Here is a 16,188-nt window from a genome sequence, read left to right as displayed (position 1 = left end):
AATCTTCAATATATTAAAGCAAAAAAGATCACCACATAATGAGTTAGTGGTGATCTTTTTGTTTAAGATGTTTAATGTCAAATTCAAATATAGATTAGACACATCCGAACTGTAAATATAGTATAATTTAACTAGTATAGAAATATATGGTAGGTATCAGAGGGGAAATATACCTAATTCGTAACCATAGCGCATATATACTGGTTTCTAAAAAAACATAATAATGAAACATAGGAGTTAATTCATGAAAACATTAAAACGGATAAAAAATATTCACTTAGCACTCGCTTTCATTTTTTCAATAGTATTAGCTTGGAAATTCAGACATCATTTCAGGGACGAAAGTACATATTTCATACTCTTTCTCGCGACTGTTTGGGGGACACTTGGGTTATATTTTTTGAAACTTAAGCCGTTAACCATTATTCGAACGATTTTGTTGATCATTACTTTTGCATTTGGGATGTACGGGTTTTACTATGAATCTTATCCAGGTTATTCAGAATCTTTCTTCGATGCTATTTACTCCACAGTACACCTATTTATTCTCACACTGGATCCTGTTTTTAACAGTGCTGCAAATCCCTATGGTGAGATTCCTATGTCAATTGAAGTGGCACGGTGGACGGCGGCTTTATATACCATTTCAACCATTAGTCTAATCGTCCTTCGTATTTTTGGTCAATCTGTAAGAGGTACCTTTCAACGGTATTGGGGTGGGCATATTATTATTGCAGGCTTTAGTAAGAAAGCTGCTAGTCTCATCGAAAACCTTAAGAGAGAAGGCTATTCTGTTACAGTCATTCAGGAGAATTTAGTAAAAGAAGATCAGGAATGGCTTCATGAACTGGGTGTTGCGTTTTATACCGGAGAAAAGAGGGAGTACTTCTTGTATAGGAAGAGTGGTCTTTCCAAGGCTGAACATGTTGTTATCATCCATGAAGATGATTCAATGAATCTGGATAACTATCTTTCAATGAGAGAGTATTTAGAGCATTACCCTCCAACAGAGAAGCTTGCTTTCCTTAAAAAGAAGCTTAAGAATTCTTCAGAGAAAACTACACAGCTGACGATTCATATTCATCTAAATCATACGAAGTCATTACAGGTCTTTGAAGGGTTAACAAAAGAAGAGTCTGGCCCGATTCGTGCTTATTCGTTTTCATCTCATCAATTAATAGCAGAAAAAATGTTGGAGAACTATCCACTATATAAAGGGTATGAGAATCAGCTTAGGAAACCGGATGGTGAGCCCTTACATTTGCTATTTATCGGTTTTGGTAGGACAAATCAACAATTAGCCTTCCAGGCATTGAATCTATCACACTTTTTAACAAAGAAAAAAATCCGTCTTACGATTCTGGATAAGGATATTGATAAAGCAAAGAAAGAATGGGGCTATTTAGCAAAATTCGCAGATGAAATAGCGGTGGTTGATTTTAGAAAGGCAGATCTTTCAGCGATTAGCATAAAAGATGAGCTTCCCACAATAGGATATGATATTACACACGTGTTCTTAGCTCTCCGTGACGATTACCTGGACATGGTAGAGGGGCTTGAAGCAGCGGAAACATGGCCGGATATTCCAATCTTTATCAAGATGAAAGATGACCTTAAATTAAGTTTGGCACTGCATGAAGACAATAGTGAGTATAAGCATATTCAAAAATATATATATGATAGTGAGGTTTTAAATAGTGAATCAATCTTAAAGGTTAATTCTAACAAGCTTGCAGAAGAGGCACATGGGAATTACATGAAAAGAAGGGACGAATTAAAGTTATCCGTGAGTAAACCATGGCATTCACTAGACGAATTTAAGCAGGAATCGACACGTTATCAAATGCTTCACAGTGATACTAAATTAATGTTACTTGGTTTAAAAAAGGTAGTACTTGGAGATTCGAACTATTCAGAAGAAATTTTGTCTGCAGAGCAGTATGCAGAATATATTAAGGATTATATTAATCCCATTGCTTATGTTGAACATGAGCGGTGGAATGCTTTTCACTTTCTTAGGGGGTGGCAGCCGGCTGGAGACTCTCGTGCGACAAGAGAAGAGTTGGACAAGCTGAAGCTCCACAAATACTTGGTACGGTTTGAGGACCTTGAAGAAGAGATAAAGGACTACGATCGCGATAGTATCATTTATCTTAATGAGTATTACTATGCACAGGGTTATGGGTTGGTTATTAAATAAAAGGAAGAGACCTGAAGAAATTTTCAGGTCTCTTATTTAGTTTGTATAGTATAACGGTTACACAAAGCCTCCGATACCTTAAATGAGATAGATGGTTGCTGTATTAATCTCCTTCCACATCCATAACGTAATCAACTTCAATCAAGTCCCATGCCGTTATGACACCTAAAGGCGTTTCATCATTTCTTCCATTTTCAGTAATGATGATCATTTCAAGATCCCTCTTGTGTTGGTGAAACTCTTTATAGATATCTTCTGCTTCAAGTATATTGAGGGCCTTAGATGCAAAAGTGATGGGGTGGTTCTGCTCATATTCAAAGATGTCGCTGATCGTAATATCGGAAAGGTCGACAAAACTTCGGGTCATATGATCGGCCATCCAATTTACAATCCCCCTGGTGGTTAACAGCCCTACACATTTTCTACCATTGTAAACAGGGTACTGGGCATAGGGGAACCTTTTCATTTTTCTGATCACTTCATCTAATTTTTCTACCGTTTCTAGATAGATCACTTCTTTTGAAGCAATGGTTAATGCGTAATTTGGCATTTCTAAAAGGTTTGCCATTCGTTCTATTTTAAGGACCACTTCATGATGTGGTTCTGCTATGTAATGGCCAATCGACTTTTTTTCATGAACGAGTGCATTTCGTAACTTTGCGTATTGAAAAAGGTCATCTTGAAAAGCCTGGATGATGCGGTGATGACTGCTTAAACGGAGCAGATGTGTGAATTGATCTGTTGAATTTTTTTTAGCTAGTTTTTTTAGAGAATCATGTATTCGATTAAAGGCGACTTCAAACCTTTCGGAGTGCAATACCTTAAGGCCCTCAAGGGATGTTTTCAAGATTGTTCCTCCCTGGAATATGTAATTGATGTATCGAGTAGTTCCCTGAAAGGGGATTTATTTGAATAAGAAAAAATAAAAAGCCGGCTGAAATATTCAGCCAAGCAACTTTATTTTTCTTCAACGATGCGGCTGGAAATCCAACCCTCCACTCCATCATCCGTTCTTACCTTTAGCCATCTGATGTTATTTTCTCCTACCTGTTCTTCTTCTAAGAAAATAACGGTTTCATTCATTGAAATTTCACCTATAGGTTGACTGTTTATGGAGGGTGCTTCTCTTATGCGACCACCGGCTTTAAACTCGTCGGTAAGGGTTAACTCAGTGGAGTTTGAGGCTGTGGTTGTGTTTTCAAAGTTCGATTGAAGGGTTGCCAATACTTCATCTCGGTTGAAATCAAGCTCTTTTATCATTTTTTCTTGGTTGATCCAATTTTCACTTTCTTTCCACTTAACGGCATACCATTCCTCCGGATTCTTGGTAATCGCTAAAGATACAAGGATTGCTACAATAAGAGCAGTCATTCTTACAGCTTTTTTTATTTTCATAAGATTTTTGGGTTGTTTTTCAGTAAGGGCAATCACTTTACTGAAGAATATTTCAAGAATGGTAAAGAACCCCTCTATAAAATCTATCCATAACGGGGTATTTTCAATTCCTTTAGCTCTCCTGGTCGTTTGAATTGAACTAATTAATTTCATTATGGGATAGCTCAACCAGTAAAGCATTTTACTGAAGAACTTCATTATTTTATTTACTAGAAAGGGCAACAGCTTTAAAATGATCGGCCTTATCACTAATATCGCAATAAAAACAATTAAACCAATTCTCAGCCACTCCGGCAGCAGGGATATAGGGGCCCAAAACCAATAAAGCAGATTTAAAATTGATTCCACTAAATTTGTTCTCCTTTACTGATATACGCTTCAAACATATCATCCAGTTCTTCCTGACCATCAGAATCTTTGGATAGAGATTCGAGTATATCGAGGTCCACGTTGAGTGAAGGAAGTAGCATTTTCAACTTTGATAATTGCTCTCTCGCTTCAAAGGCATCTACTGACGTGTTCATCAACGTTTTGACTTGAGTGATGACTTCATGACGGATCATTTCATCTTCCCTAACTTGAGAATCAACCATTTTTCTGGCCATTTCATTCTCTTTTGCTATATCATAAGCGACGATAAAGTCACCTTCGGCCATAGCTGCTCTTACTGTAGCAGAGATTTTCTTCGCCAATTCTGCCTTTCTATCAATGTCCACCAAATTCCCGTCTTGTTCTTGATCAATCAAACTTGGTTTAATCATGACGCGTATGTCACGTACGGTTACTCCCGCTTCTTTTAATACACTCACTAATGAAGAGGTAAGAAATAAATCCTCTATTTGACTGCGAAAATGTTTATCCGCATGGATATCATAATTAGCAGCTTCTGACTCCACCCAGAAGGGAAGATACTTATTAAAGATCACGCTGATTTCTCCTGCGTTCTGCTGAACCAATAATTCTGGTTTTTCAACATAGTAATCGACATACAATTGAACAAGGAATTTACGCCCTCTGGTAGCAGTCAATACCTCGTCTTTATAAAAGAAAGTGTGTTGTTGGACGTTCACTGTACACATCTTATGGAACTTTTTTGTTCTTATTTCACTCTTAGTTAGTCTGTCACCATTTTTCACAGTAAGATATTCATTGTTCTGATTTATATATACCAGAGCATGTGTCATAGTCGACGCTGGTGGTTTATCAAAGAAACTGAATTTTACAGGTTCTACTTTTTCAATTAAGGTCATCGTTTCGTTCCCCCTTGGACTTTTTTAACTTCACTATATAAATTCATATATATATTCTTTTCGTGAGACTGCATGCCTTTTTTTATCCAGAAGTGCATTCTCTCTTTCACAACTCCTTGTGAATCTAAGAGGAGTTCATTAACAAGCGGTGCTATTAGGCTTGGTTCTTTGGTGGCCATTCTAAGGAGATAATCCTCAGCCAAGGTTTTTGTTTCCCCTTTTGCTAAAGCAGTTTGGATATAAGGATACATGAATCCTGATATCCTATCGGCTGGAAGGAGAGTAGAGACGCGATTACCCAAGATTGAGAAGAAAAATAATAAATAAGTTTTTGGCATGCCTCCATTTTCTTTCAGCATTTCTTCCTTCATCCAATCCATGAAGAATTGGAATAAGTGTTCATCATAACTTGGGTTATATTCCCCTAATTTTGACAAGTTAATGAAGCTCTGTCGTGCTGATACCCTTAATTTTTTCGGATGAGCTAAGATCATTCTTTTTAAGAGGTCTAGACTGTATGGATACATTAATAGTCCAATTTCGCTGCCAAGTGCTCTTACGGCAGTGAAGAGCAAGTTGATGTTGTTTTTTTGGCTTCCCCAACTCTTAATAAGGTTTGTAATCTCTTGGGTTCGGATGTTTTCGGTCGCTAAAATCGATAGCACTTTAACTGCATTCACTCTCAGGTTAATATCGTCGTCTTTCGCCCATTGCTGTAAAAGCTCCTGACGGATATGCAGAAAATCTCTGGATGCCAGAAGGGAGATTGCTTCTAGAAAGCAATGATTATTGGTTGTCTTACGTGCCTGAGAATCCAACCATTGAAGAAAGTACGGGCGAACTTCCCGAAAGAGTTCCCAGAAAGTAAGGATTATTCCGTTGCCTTCATCATGATGTTTAAGGCGTATTCCTTCTTCTAAGGTCACACCAATATCAGTATTTACTCTTACTTCATGTTTCTCAGCAAACAGATTAACCGCAGTACTATGATCAAACATAGGTAAAGAGGAGGATGGTTGCCATTGCCACAAGTGCTTTAATGCTTCCTTTAAATTAGCTGCTAGTTCTATATATTCTCTTTCAGTTGCTTCTTTCACAATTGCTAAAGTAATATATTGAGAAACTAAATCAATCGAATGCCCATTCTCTTTAAACCATTTAGTGATTCTGTTCTTCACATTGGTTTGAAATCGGTTCTCTGCTTCTTCAAAGCGTTGTTTTCCTTTTGCTACTGGGACGAGTTGTTTAATCATACCTTCAATTTCTTCCGGGGTTCGTCCTTCAATATATGGTAGTATCCTCGAAAGATATGTAGGGAGTACCTGATCTATTCCATAATAATTTGCATATCTCTCCACGAGGGCTGTTAAATCAGGAAGGTGCATGTGATGAATATGCTCATTCGAACTCTCAATCGTTGTGGTTATGACTAAGAAGCTGTTTGCCTGTTGAAGCTGATCGACAAGCTCCGACCACATCCTCATAGTACTTTCTTCAAAAAACGTTAAACCCGCTCCATCTACAATATATCCACTGGAAGGTTTAAGGGATGATTTCAATAACTCAAGAAGCGAAACATTAGGAAGCAATTCAATAATGGAATTACAGTTAAGCTTTTGAAGAAGAGATAAAGCAGTCGTGTATTTACCGGTTTTCTGGTTGCTTTGGAGAATCAACAGATTTTCATCGTGTAAACTGGTCATAAGTTCAGGGAAAGAAGGAACGGGTACATATATGTCCTTAATTTTTTCTAAATGACTTTGTTTCACTTTAAAGCCGTTAAGAGCACCAAGTTGTACTGAATTTGAAACAGAGATTTTTTTATCAAAGCTGTTATTCCAACTGGAAGAAGCATCTTGTTTTGCAGACATGTATTCCTCCATATGTCGCTGCAACTCATCCACGGCCGCGGTAATGGAAAGAAAGTTATTTAATGACAGCATTTGCATGGTATTAATGATTAGTTGTAGATGCCTTGAAACATCTGCGTCATCAATCATTAACGGAATGATTAACTTATTCAGGCTATCAGCATATTGTATTTCTCGATAGACATACTTAGAATCATGGACTTCACGTGAATGGAATAAAACGACCACGTCAATTTCATCAATTGCATCAATGATTTCTGTTAAATAATTCTTACCATAAGGTATATTTCTAGGTGCATACCAGCATAAGTGCCCTCTGGATTCTAATTCATTTGCGAATTCCAGCATTTTCTCGAAATTATTGCTCGAATGACTTAAAAATATTTTAATGGGCTCTTTCACATGTTACTCCCCCTTTATATCTGCATATGTTGACGGTTTAAGCTGGATAAACTCGTTGTTGAACTCCCAATTAGAAGCGGAAGATCGTGGTGTTTGAAGCCAAAACGTTTTTCTATCACCTACAGGCTGTTTAATAACCAATTCTTCAGGGAAATCAGTGAGCTGATACCGAATAATATGAGCAGTCCCTCCTTCTAGCTCGGGGGTTATATGACCGTCCCATAAAGCAAGCAGGGCATGGGAAGACTGTGCAATGTATGCTCCAACGGTAAGGTATCGATTCTCTATAGTTGGCTTAGCTGAGACTGTAAAAAAAGAATTCACTTGCCCTAATAATGAAGAGAACATTTTTACCTCTGAATCATCAAAATCTTTTTTATAACGTTCTACGGGAAAAGGGAGAGGAGCGATTGTTTTCACGCCCTTTTCAATTGCCAGTTGGGCAACAAGCTGATCAGCACCGGCGGCCAGAGGGGATTGAATAATTAAGTTAGATCCGCCATAAGAGAGGATTTGCTGGTCAAGCCAGTTACTGATGACTTCCTTGATTTGCTTAAACGCATGAGGATGAATATCGCGGTGTCCAGTAACACCAATTATGTATGTTTCGTTTTTTAGCACTGAGCACTGCCTCCACAATGAACTTTTTACTATTCTAAATGAGTCACCTATTGGATGTATTCATTAAATCTCTCAAAAACAAAATAGGAAAATGGAACCGAAAGAAATGGTAAAAATAACACAATTAATAAATATTATACAAAAAAAGAGTATATTTTCCTATATATAATCAGGGATTCCTTAAACTATTCTTACTCATTTTCATTTCCAGCGTATTTTCTAATTATTCATTCAGTTAATCGTAGACGATCATAAAGTGTATACTTCCTAAAAATAGAGGATGAGTGAATTTACCTGGTTAAATTAACAGGTATTGCGTTGATTTAGAAAATGTGGCTATTTTAGATTAGATGATAGCATGAAGAACAAATGGTATAATAGGCAGGGTTAAAAAGTGTAAAATGACATGTATCTTGAATGCATGTAACAAACAAATTGACATCTAACCATTTATTGGTGCACACTTGGATCACAATTACACACATTGGAAGGGTGAATAAAATGCCAATCTTAGTTACAGGCGGCGCAGGGTTTATCGGTACTCATACCTGTATCGAACTGCTTAACTCAAATTATGACATTATCGTACTAGATAATTTTCTGAATAGTGACCCGGAATCCTTAAACAGAGTAAAGGAAATAACGGGAAAAGACTTTAAGGTATATGATATTGATTTACTTGAGAAAGAGAAGGTTGAGAAAGTTTTTAATGAGAATGCCATTGAAGCTGTCATTCATTTTGCAGGATTGAAAGCGGTTGGAGAATCCGTGGAAAAGCCCCTTTATTATTATCATAATAATATTACGGGTACCCTCATGCTTTCGGAGGTTATGGAAAAATACAACGTGCACCATTTGGTGTTTAGTTCCTCTGCTACCGTGTACGGTGTTCCTGAAGAAGTTCCAATCTCTGAGAACTTTCCTTTAAGTGCGACCAATCCATACGGACGGACAAAGTTAATGATTGAAGAAATTTTAAGGGACCTTTATGTATCAAATAAGAATTGGAGTATCGCGTCTTTAAGGTATTTTAATCCGATAGGAGCACACGAAAGCGGCCGGATTGGGGAAGACCCTAAAGGAATTCCTAATAACCTTATGCCATACATCACTCAGGTTGCAACCGGGAAATTAAAAGAGTTGAATGTATTCGGTGATGATTATCCAACATCTGATGGAACTGGTGTAAGGGACTATATTCATGTAGTCGATCTTGCCAAGGGACATATTAAAGCATTGGAAAAGATAGTATCAACTAATGGGGTAGAGGCATATAACCTTGGAACGGGTAAAGGGTATAGTGTCCTTGAAATAGTGGATGCATTTGAAAAGGCATCAGGTAAAAAGATTCCTTACAAGATTGCACCCCGTCGCTCTGGTGATATTGCTGAATGCTATGCCAACCCATCTAAGGCCGAGAAAGAACTGGGCTGGAAAGCGGAAAAAGGCATAGATGAAATGTGCAGGGATTCATGGAAATGGCAGTCTGAAAATCCTGATGGTTATCGAGTAAAGGGTAGTGCTTTGTCCTGATTTAAGACATATTATGTAGGAAAGGGGTACGGTCACATAGCTATGTGACCGTACCCCTTTGTTCATTTCTTTAGTGAGATATTTTGTTATTTTCTGAAAGGCCTTTCTGATCATTCTTATTATCCAAATACCCCATGCAACTTAACATGATCATCAATGGAGTTAAACTTACTAAGTATCTGGATCGAGTTTCCCATATGATAAAGAAGAGGAAAAAACCGATGACGGAAAGCTTCGTAAATGAAATAATGGATTTTTTTTCCTTCAATCGAAGAGCTAGCAGTAGCCCTAACAATATTACGAGATGCTGCACCCTGGCGTATCCCTGGAGAATATGACCGGATTTATGATCCATCAAATGTTCAAAGTGTTCCGGGTGTTCAGGAAATCTTCTTAGTTTATTTAATGAATAGTAGGTGCCATCTGTCCACGTATGACCGATTTTCTCTATATTAAATTGGATGTTCCCCGCAAATCCCTTTTCTGCAATCCGATTTTTAAATTCCTGAAAATGAAGTTCAGTGACTTTACTTCTTGGGTACTTTTCAAGAAGTGATTTTGTCCAGTCTACATCTTCTTGTGAATATTTCCCTAAGTGATCTTCATTTTGACTCATTACAATCCAGTGCGTTACAGGCATACTTCTTTCTTCTACTTTTTCCTTATCGAGAATATTAAACTGATACAAACCGCTGCTGAATAATGATTTCACTACTAAAAGGATAATAAATGGAATGATAAAGTAGACTTTCCTCCACTTTTTCTGGTTTAGTAATAGCACAATACTGAATGCGATAGTGAAAATGATAAGTGAACCTTTTAACAGCATTCCGAAAGAAAAAAGGATGGAGGCTGCTATGATAAAAAAGATATCTTCTTTAAATTCCCCTTCTTTATTGATTAATAAATTTAAAGGCAACAGCAAAAAGACTAGGGAAAAAGTATCTGTATATACAACAGGGGAGTAGAAGAAATAAGGAAAGAACAAGACACTCATTAGTAAGCTTGCTATTCCCACGGCTTTTCCTGCCACTTTTGTGGCGATTCGATAAATTAAGAACTGACTTAGAGTTATGACGATCACATTCAAGATCTGAAAAACGATTAAGTCCGGTGAAATAATTTTCCCAATGACAACGAGGATACAGGTCAACAGAATATTATTAGGGTAAATGGTGTAATATTCTCCCATGTCCCCCGTTTCGACAAAGCGTGTTGCGCTGTCTACGACTGCTCTGAAATCCCATGAAGGGTTAACGTTAAGCTCTTTAACAACGATTAATTGTAAAGCTAAACTTATACCCAATAAGCCAACAACAGCAAGGGAAGGAGGCACGATTTCAAAAAACGTTCTTACCTTCTCTCTAAATCGAAACAAACAAACGGCAATAAGGACGGCAACTATTAATGTGATGATATTAAAATATTCCGGCATGTGCATACTCAGTGAACTGTAACCTCTACTCATGTAGATGTTCAATCCCACTAAAAATAAAAGTAACGCAAAAAAGATCACATATATGAATCTATGTAAAAAGTGAATAATTTTGAAGCCCATGTGTTTCCCTCCTTCATGAAGTACCTTTTATACTATAACAAATAGTATAAAAATTTGAACGTCTTTTTCATTTTTTCACTATTAAAATTATACAGTAAATTCCTTTTAGAATAGTAATATGAATAGGCTTATCAGGTAAGATTCTTGCCCCAATGATAGACGGATTTATTGAAAATCGTTGATTCGACATGAACGTTGAAGGTGAAATTTAGAGATGGGATTTTGTTGATATATCGTGCAGATTTTGGTATCTTTAACCGGGTGGATTGAAATAGTGGCTATCAGATGTTGCCTGAATTCGCTTTGTACACTTTTAGAAGAATGAATATATAGGAGATAGTAGAATGAAAAAGTTCCTTAAATTTGGGACAGTGGGCGTGTTCAATACATTGATTACGCTAGGGAGCTATACGCTCTTTGTGTCTTTGGGTATGAATTATTTGTTAGCCAATGTTTTAGGATACGGTTTAGGTGTCCTTAACAGCTATTATTGGAATAAAAAATGGGTATTTCAGATAAAGGAAGGCAGAGCAAATGTCTTTCTGAAATTTGTTGCTGTCAATTTACTTACTCTTGCGTTTAATACGTCCATTTTGTATTTTCTGGTAAATGGAGCAGGGCTTCATCCTGTTATTGCCAATGTCATGGCAGTGGGATGTGGGTTAGTCCTGAACTACATCCTGAATTATAAATGGACTTTCAACAAAGCTCAGTAACGAATATGAATTATTGGAGGAAATAATGAAAGAATTAATATCAGTTGTCGTTCCCATGTATTATGAAGAGGAAGTGGCACAGGAATGTTATAATCGATTAAAAAAAGTCATGATTGAAAACAATATCCACTATGAGTTTATCTTTGTAAATGATGGAAGTACCGATAAAACCCTGGATATATTAAATGAAATTGCAGAAGAAGACAGTCAGGCGAAAATTGTCAATTTTGCCCGCAATTTCGGTCATCAGACAGCAGTGACAGCTGGGATCGACTATGCTGAGGGTGACGCGATCGTCATTATCGATGCAGACCTCCAAGATCCTCCAGAAGTCATCCCCACTCTCATTTCAAAGTGGCGAGAGGGCTATGAAATCGTCTATGCAAAACGAAAAAAGCGTTCTGGCGAAACCAAGTTCAAACTGCTTACGGCAAAGTATTTCTATAAATTCCTTAATTATATGTCGGATATTGACATTCCAAAAGATACAGGTGATTTCAGAATTATCGATCGTAAAGCGGCCGATGTGTTCAAGACGATGACTGAGCGTAACCGCTTTGTCAGAGGGATGTTTTCCTGGATAGGATTTAAACAGACGTTTATCGAATATGAAAGAGATGAAAGGTTTGCAGGAGAAACGAAATACCCACTGAAAAAAATGATCAAGTTTGCTTCAGATGGAATCATTGCATTCTCGACTAAACCCTTGAAACTCGTCATGACAATCGGCTTCTTTTCAGTTTTAATCTCCTTCCTGGTCCTGGTGTATGCGATTTTAGTTAAGCTATTTGGACGAGAAGTGGAAACGGGTTGGGCTTCCATCATGGTGGCCATCACTTTCTTTAGTGGCGTTCAATTGCTTGGTATGGGAATAGTAGGCGAGTATATTGCGAGAATATATGATGAAAGTAAAAATAGACCGATTTATATTGTAAAAGAAACAACAAATATAAATGATTCTCAAGAAGTTAATCAACTAAAATTATGACTTGGAAAATGACGTAATCGATTTTATTCTGACACTTCTTGTGGTAGAAAAAACCATTACTTCATCTTAATCCAGATTAAAACGATCACAAAATTATTCACAGCAGAAAAAGGTTCAATCATGTAAAAATACATGATTGAACCTTTTTCGTCGTAAACTTTAGATTGATTCATCTCTCCTCAACAGTGACTTACCCAACGGGCCCGAGGAAAGCGAATTCTTCCTTGGAAATCAACAGCTTGAATGGCAGATACTAAAAGTATTATTTGTTGTTACCTTTATACTGAAGTGTATTTGTTTTGTCCCATCCTCAGAATAGCATTCCTCAGAGAGGAAATGTTTTTCTTATTTCTCTTAAATCTATGACATATTTGAATCAGGTTTGTTGAGTAGGGAGTTTCATTCTTGGAACGGTAAGGATATATTGATTCCCAGGTATCAACTGAATACCTTTAATGATAAGAATCGTTGTAGCTAAAATGACACCAAATACGATCGGGAAAAAAGACGTTTTCCAAACAAATGCAGGAGCTATTTCTTGAAAAATGAACAAGACAAATGGATGTACCAGGTAGATTGCCATTGAAAACGTACCGATTTTTGCAAAGAAGCCGTTCACCCATTTTAAATCCGTAATATTGCTCCCAATTCCCATCACGAAAAGAGTGAGAATTGGCAGGTTAATGATGTTAGTAGTTCTGTTAGATGAAATCGAACCATTGAGCTTATATTCCCAAACAGCTCCAAGGATAATGAATAAAGCAGCAATACTCAAGAAAACCTTGGATTTTTTAGAGAAACTCAGTAAAGGTTCCCAGTAATAGGCTAAAAATCCGCCAAAAATAAAATAAAAAATCCAGTTAGGTAAAAAAGCACGTTGAGTCAACATCACTCTCCAAATTCCATCTGCCTGATCAGGTGAAAACCAGTTTAAGAAATAAATATTAATCATAACTGCGATGCTCATTAAAACCGTCCAGCTTAATTTTGAGCGAAACCGTTGTAAAAATAGAAACAATAAGTAAAATTGGAAAACAATCGACATAAAGTATAAATGATAGGCAGAATTTCCGAAAGCAAAATTGACCAAAAAGGGTTTTATACCGAACTTAAACGGATTTTCACCATTTAATAGATACATAAATAATAAGTAGAAGATGCTCCAAAATAAAAATGGGAGGCCAATTTTAGTGAATCTGCTAGATACAAATCTTCTTAAATTAAAACCTTTCTTACGAATTTGATAGGTAAGGAGGAAAGCACTGATCAGTGAAAACATAGGTGTTCCAAATCGGCTGATTTGATTAATAAATAATGTATATTCATTAAAGTGTTGGCCTTGTTGATGGAAATATGATCCTGATACATGGACAAGAACAACTAATAAACAGGCAATAGCTCGTAAAAAATGTATTTCAAAAATATGGTGTTTTGTTTTACTCATATATTTCACATCCTAAGATCGTTAGTACACTTCTTCTTACCCAATGGTAGACGAAATGTAGTTGTAAATCTTAGATGTAAGAATACTTTAACGAAAAAGTAGGAGAGAGTAATAATCTATCCAGATGATAGTAAAGATGTAAAACAAAACAAAATCATCCACATCGCATATCAAAGTGGGGGACAGACCTCAAAAGTTGTCGAGAAGTCTTTGCTTATAAAGTATGGTAGGACTATTATAATAGAGTTATATACGTTCTTGTTCTTAGATGAATCAAAAGGAGGGATACGGCAAATTTTATTTATTTTTGTGTAACATTCCTTTTTAACTAAAAAGTCAATGTCATATGATGTTAGACCTTATCTTAATTAGTAGCTTGTGAAACCTATGATACAAATCACTACTATGCTGTTAATCTGCCCCGCATATATTTTGTTTTAATACACTCTTATAGTCACCTCTCATAATCAGTTCGATTCCAAAATAAAAAATTGATCAAAATTTCACTTCTATTTTTCCATCTTTAGACTATGTATACAGTTATAATCAATCTGTTTTTCATATTAGAGGGGGATGGATTTATTTGAAAACATTATTTGTCTGTATCATCGCAACTGTTTTATCCTTTAGCATGATTCTACCTGTAAGTGCGGAATCCAATGACACTATAAGTGTAGAGTCCATAAAGCAACAAATCGAGAAGTTTCCGAAGCAGTCTACATTGAAGAAGATCGAAAGTGAACAGTTTACTTACATGAAAGAAACACTCATGAAGAATCAAAGAACAGATAAAATCTCAGAAATGGGAGAAGTGTTTGAGCAAGAGCCCAACGATACTCTTGAGCAAGCAGACAACGTTTTGTTGGAGGATATTGCTCTGGGTTCCTTCTGGTGGGCTGGAGACTTGGATCTTTATCGACTTAACACAACTAAAGAACAGGATATCTATCTTGTTGGGACAACCTTTTCCGCTTTAAATGATCTTGGATTTGCTCTGGTCAATTCATCAGGGGAGGTATTGTATCCAAGTGACGGGATCATAGACGGAAGTGATAAACTCTTGGTTTATTACTCAATGCCGCCAGGGGAATATTACATAGCTGCCCTTGATCTAAATGAATATGGTGCAGGTGGGACTTACGGGTTATCAGCATTTTCAGGTGATGATAAGCCGGGAGATACTGAGAGGAGTTTCTTTAGGATTTCAGGGAAGGACCGTTATGAAACGGCAATAGAAATTTCAAGGGCTGGGTGGCCGGAAGGTGCTGATAATGTTGTTCTTGCCAGAGACAATACTTTTCCCGATGCACTGGCGGGAGCGCCGTTAGCTTATCAAATGGATGCTCCAATATTATTGAATCCAAAAGATAAACTTCATCCCGGAGTAATGAACCGAATTAAAGAATTAGGAGCAAGGAAGGTCATAATTCTTGGAGGGGAGGGAGCCATATCCGGCAAAGTTCAAACTCAATTAGAACAAAGCGGGTTAGAGGTTAAACGAATAGGCGGCCAAACAAGATATGAAACAGCGGCAAAAATAGCAGCCGAACTTGGTTATTACAGCGAAGCAATTATTGCATATGGTGATAACTTTCCTGACGCTTTGTCAATCGCCTCTTATGCAGCCTTTAACCGAATTCCTATCCTCCTGACTCCGAGGGACACATTGGATCCTGCAACACGGGGAGCGCTGGTAAACGTAACGGATACGATTATAGTGGGTGGCAAAGCGGTCATATCGAGTAGTGTGGAGAAGCAATTATCTGGAAAGAATCCTTATAGAATTTCTGGAAGTGATCGTTATGAAACATCAGTTCAAATCGCCACCAAGCTGGGTATGCCAGGGGAAATGATCACCATTGCAACTGGTCAGAATTTCGCAGATGCCCTCACAGGTTCGGTTTTGGCAGCTAAATATTTCGAACCTATTATTCTTGTCGAGAAAAATTCAGTACCAGCTTCGGTTTTAAACTATATAGATGCTAATGGTACTTGGTACTACACAATCTTGGGAGGAGAAGGTGCGGTTTCAGATAAAGTAGTTGACCAATTGTATAGTCATTAATATGTGATTTTAAAAATCTCTAATTTGAGGTTCAGTTTTCAAAGCGAAGCCCTATCCGACATTGTATATTCCAAGTGCATTCTTAAATGAAAAAGAGTGACTTTCCTCTTTGTGACAGTAAAAATTGAGTAGGGTAGGGGATATA

At 37.1% G+C, this 16,188-nt stretch carries 12 protein-coding genes; 5 read left to right on the top strand and 7 right to left on the bottom strand.

What is annotated here, in order from left to right:
- Positions 1-244 precede the first annotated feature (244 nt).
- Positions 245-2,200 carry an NAD-binding protein gene (locus LCL96_RS18095; protein ID WP_224943730.1) on the top strand — a complete coding sequence of 652 codons (1,956 nt, stop codon included), beginning with the start codon at positions 245-247 and terminating at the stop codon, positions 2,198-2,200.
- 103 nt (positions 2,201-2,303) lie between these two features.
- On the opposite strand, the gene LCL96_RS18090 is transcribed toward LCL96_RS18095, so the two are convergent.
- From LCL96_RS18090 to LCL96_RS18070, 5 genes are all read right to left on the bottom strand, one after another.
- Positions 2,304-3,047: a CBS domain-containing protein gene (locus tag LCL96_RS18090; RefSeq protein WP_224943724.1), complete on the bottom strand. Its 744-nt coding sequence runs from the start codon at positions 3,045-3,047 to the stop codon at positions 2,304-2,306.
- A gap of 110 nt (positions 3,048-3,157) precedes the next feature.
- Entirely contained in the window at positions 3,158-3,943 is a 786-nt protein-coding gene (locus LCL96_RS23645; RefSeq protein WP_224943723.1) for an SH3 domain-containing protein, read from the bottom strand.
- Positions 3,943-4,845, bottom strand: coding sequence for a hypothetical protein (locus tag LCL96_RS18080; protein WP_224943722.1), 903 nt, complete (start codon positions 4,843-4,845; stop codon positions 3,943-3,945). The genes LCL96_RS23645 and LCL96_RS18080 overlap by 1 nt, the downstream gene beginning before the upstream one ends.
- Positions 4,842-7,118, bottom strand: coding sequence for a toll/interleukin-1 receptor domain-containing protein (locus LCL96_RS18075; protein ID WP_224943720.1), 2,277 nt, complete (start codon positions 7,116-7,118; stop codon positions 4,842-4,844). The genes LCL96_RS18080 and LCL96_RS18075 overlap by 4 nt, the downstream gene beginning before the upstream one ends.
- A gap of 3 nt (positions 7,119-7,121) precedes the next feature.
- Positions 7,122-7,739 carry a hypothetical protein gene (locus tag LCL96_RS18070; RefSeq protein WP_224943718.1) on the bottom strand — a complete coding sequence of 206 codons (618 nt, stop codon included), beginning with the start codon at positions 7,737-7,739 and terminating at the stop codon, positions 7,122-7,124.
- 501 nt (positions 7,740-8,240) lie between these two features.
- On the opposite strand from LCL96_RS18070, the gene galE reads away from it, so the two are divergent.
- A complete protein-coding gene (gene galE / locus LCL96_RS18065; protein WP_224943716.1) occupies positions 8,241-9,272 on the top strand; it encodes a UDP-glucose 4-epimerase GalE in 1,032 nt (343 codons plus the stop codon).
- A 70-nt stretch (positions 9,273-9,342) separates the two neighbouring features.
- Here the strand turns inward: galE and LCL96_RS18060 are convergent, their stop codons facing one another.
- The gene (locus LCL96_RS18060) at positions 9,343-10,830 is read right to left on the bottom strand and encodes a glycosyltransferase family 39 protein (RefSeq protein WP_224943713.1); all 1,488 of its coding nucleotides are present in this window, start codon (positions 10,828-10,830) and stop codon (positions 9,343-9,345) included.
- Between the two features lie 344 nt (positions 10,831-11,174).
- On the opposite strand from LCL96_RS18060, the gene LCL96_RS18055 reads away from it, so the two are divergent.
- A complete protein-coding gene (locus LCL96_RS18055; protein ID WP_224943710.1) occupies positions 11,175-11,546 on the top strand; it encodes a GtrA family protein in 372 nt (123 codons plus the stop codon).
- A 25-nt stretch (positions 11,547-11,571) separates the two neighbouring features.
- Positions 11,572-12,534, top strand: a complete 963-nt coding sequence (locus LCL96_RS18050) for a glycosyltransferase family 2 protein (RefSeq protein ID WP_224943707.1) — start codon at positions 11,572-11,574, stop codon at positions 12,532-12,534.
- A gap of 376 nt (positions 12,535-12,910) precedes the next feature.
- Here LCL96_RS18050 and LCL96_RS18045 read toward each other — a convergent pair whose 3' ends face one another.
- Positions 12,911-13,978, bottom strand: coding sequence for an acyltransferase (locus tag LCL96_RS18045; protein ID WP_224943704.1), 1,068 nt, complete (start codon positions 13,976-13,978; stop codon positions 12,911-12,913).
- 583 nt (positions 13,979-14,561) lie between these two features.
- On the opposite strand from LCL96_RS18045, the gene LCL96_RS18040 reads away from it, so the two are divergent.
- On the top strand, positions 14,562-16,043 hold the full coding sequence (locus LCL96_RS18040) for a cell wall-binding repeat-containing protein (protein ID WP_224943701.1): 1,482 nt from the start codon (positions 14,562-14,564) through the stop codon (positions 16,041-16,043).
- The last annotated feature ends 145 nt before the right edge of the window (positions 16,044-16,188 follow it).

Origin of the sequence: Rossellomorea aquimaris (assembly GCF_020172085.1) — a bacterium.
Lineage (GTDB): Bacteria > Bacillota > Bacilli > Bacillales > Bacillaceae_B > Rossellomorea > Rossellomorea aquimaris_E.
Note: the sequence above shows the minus strand (reverse complement) of the source record. Positions and strands in the feature narration are given on the sequence as shown.

What these genes read in the sequence shown, in the direction of transcription:
- LCL96_RS18055 (WP_224943710.1), top strand. Translation starts at nt 11,175, where the DNA reads ATGAAAAAGTTCCTTAAATTTGGGACAGTGGGCGTGTTCAATACATTG.
- LCL96_RS18060 (WP_224943713.1), bottom strand. Translation starts at nt 10,830, where the DNA reads ATGGGCTTCAAAATTATTCACTTTTTACATAGATTCATATATGTGATC.
- LCL96_RS18095 (WP_224943730.1), top strand. Translation starts at nt 245, where the DNA reads ATGAAAACATTAAAACGGATAAAAAATATTCACTTAGCACTCGCTTTC.
- LCL96_RS18050 (WP_224943707.1), top strand. Translation starts at nt 11,572, where the DNA reads ATGAAAGAATTAATATCAGTTGTCGTTCCCATGTATTATGAAGAGGAA.
- LCL96_RS18080 (WP_224943722.1), bottom strand. Translation starts at nt 4,845, where the DNA reads ATGACCTTAATTGAAAAAGTAGAACCTGTAAAATTCAGTTTCTTTGAT.
- LCL96_RS18045 (WP_224943704.1), bottom strand. Translation starts at nt 13,978, where the DNA reads ATGAGTAAAACAAAACACCATATTTTTGAAATACATTTTTTACGAGCT.
- galE (WP_224943716.1), top strand. Translation starts at nt 8,241, where the DNA reads ATGCCAATCTTAGTTACAGGCGGCGCAGGGTTTATCGGTACTCATACC.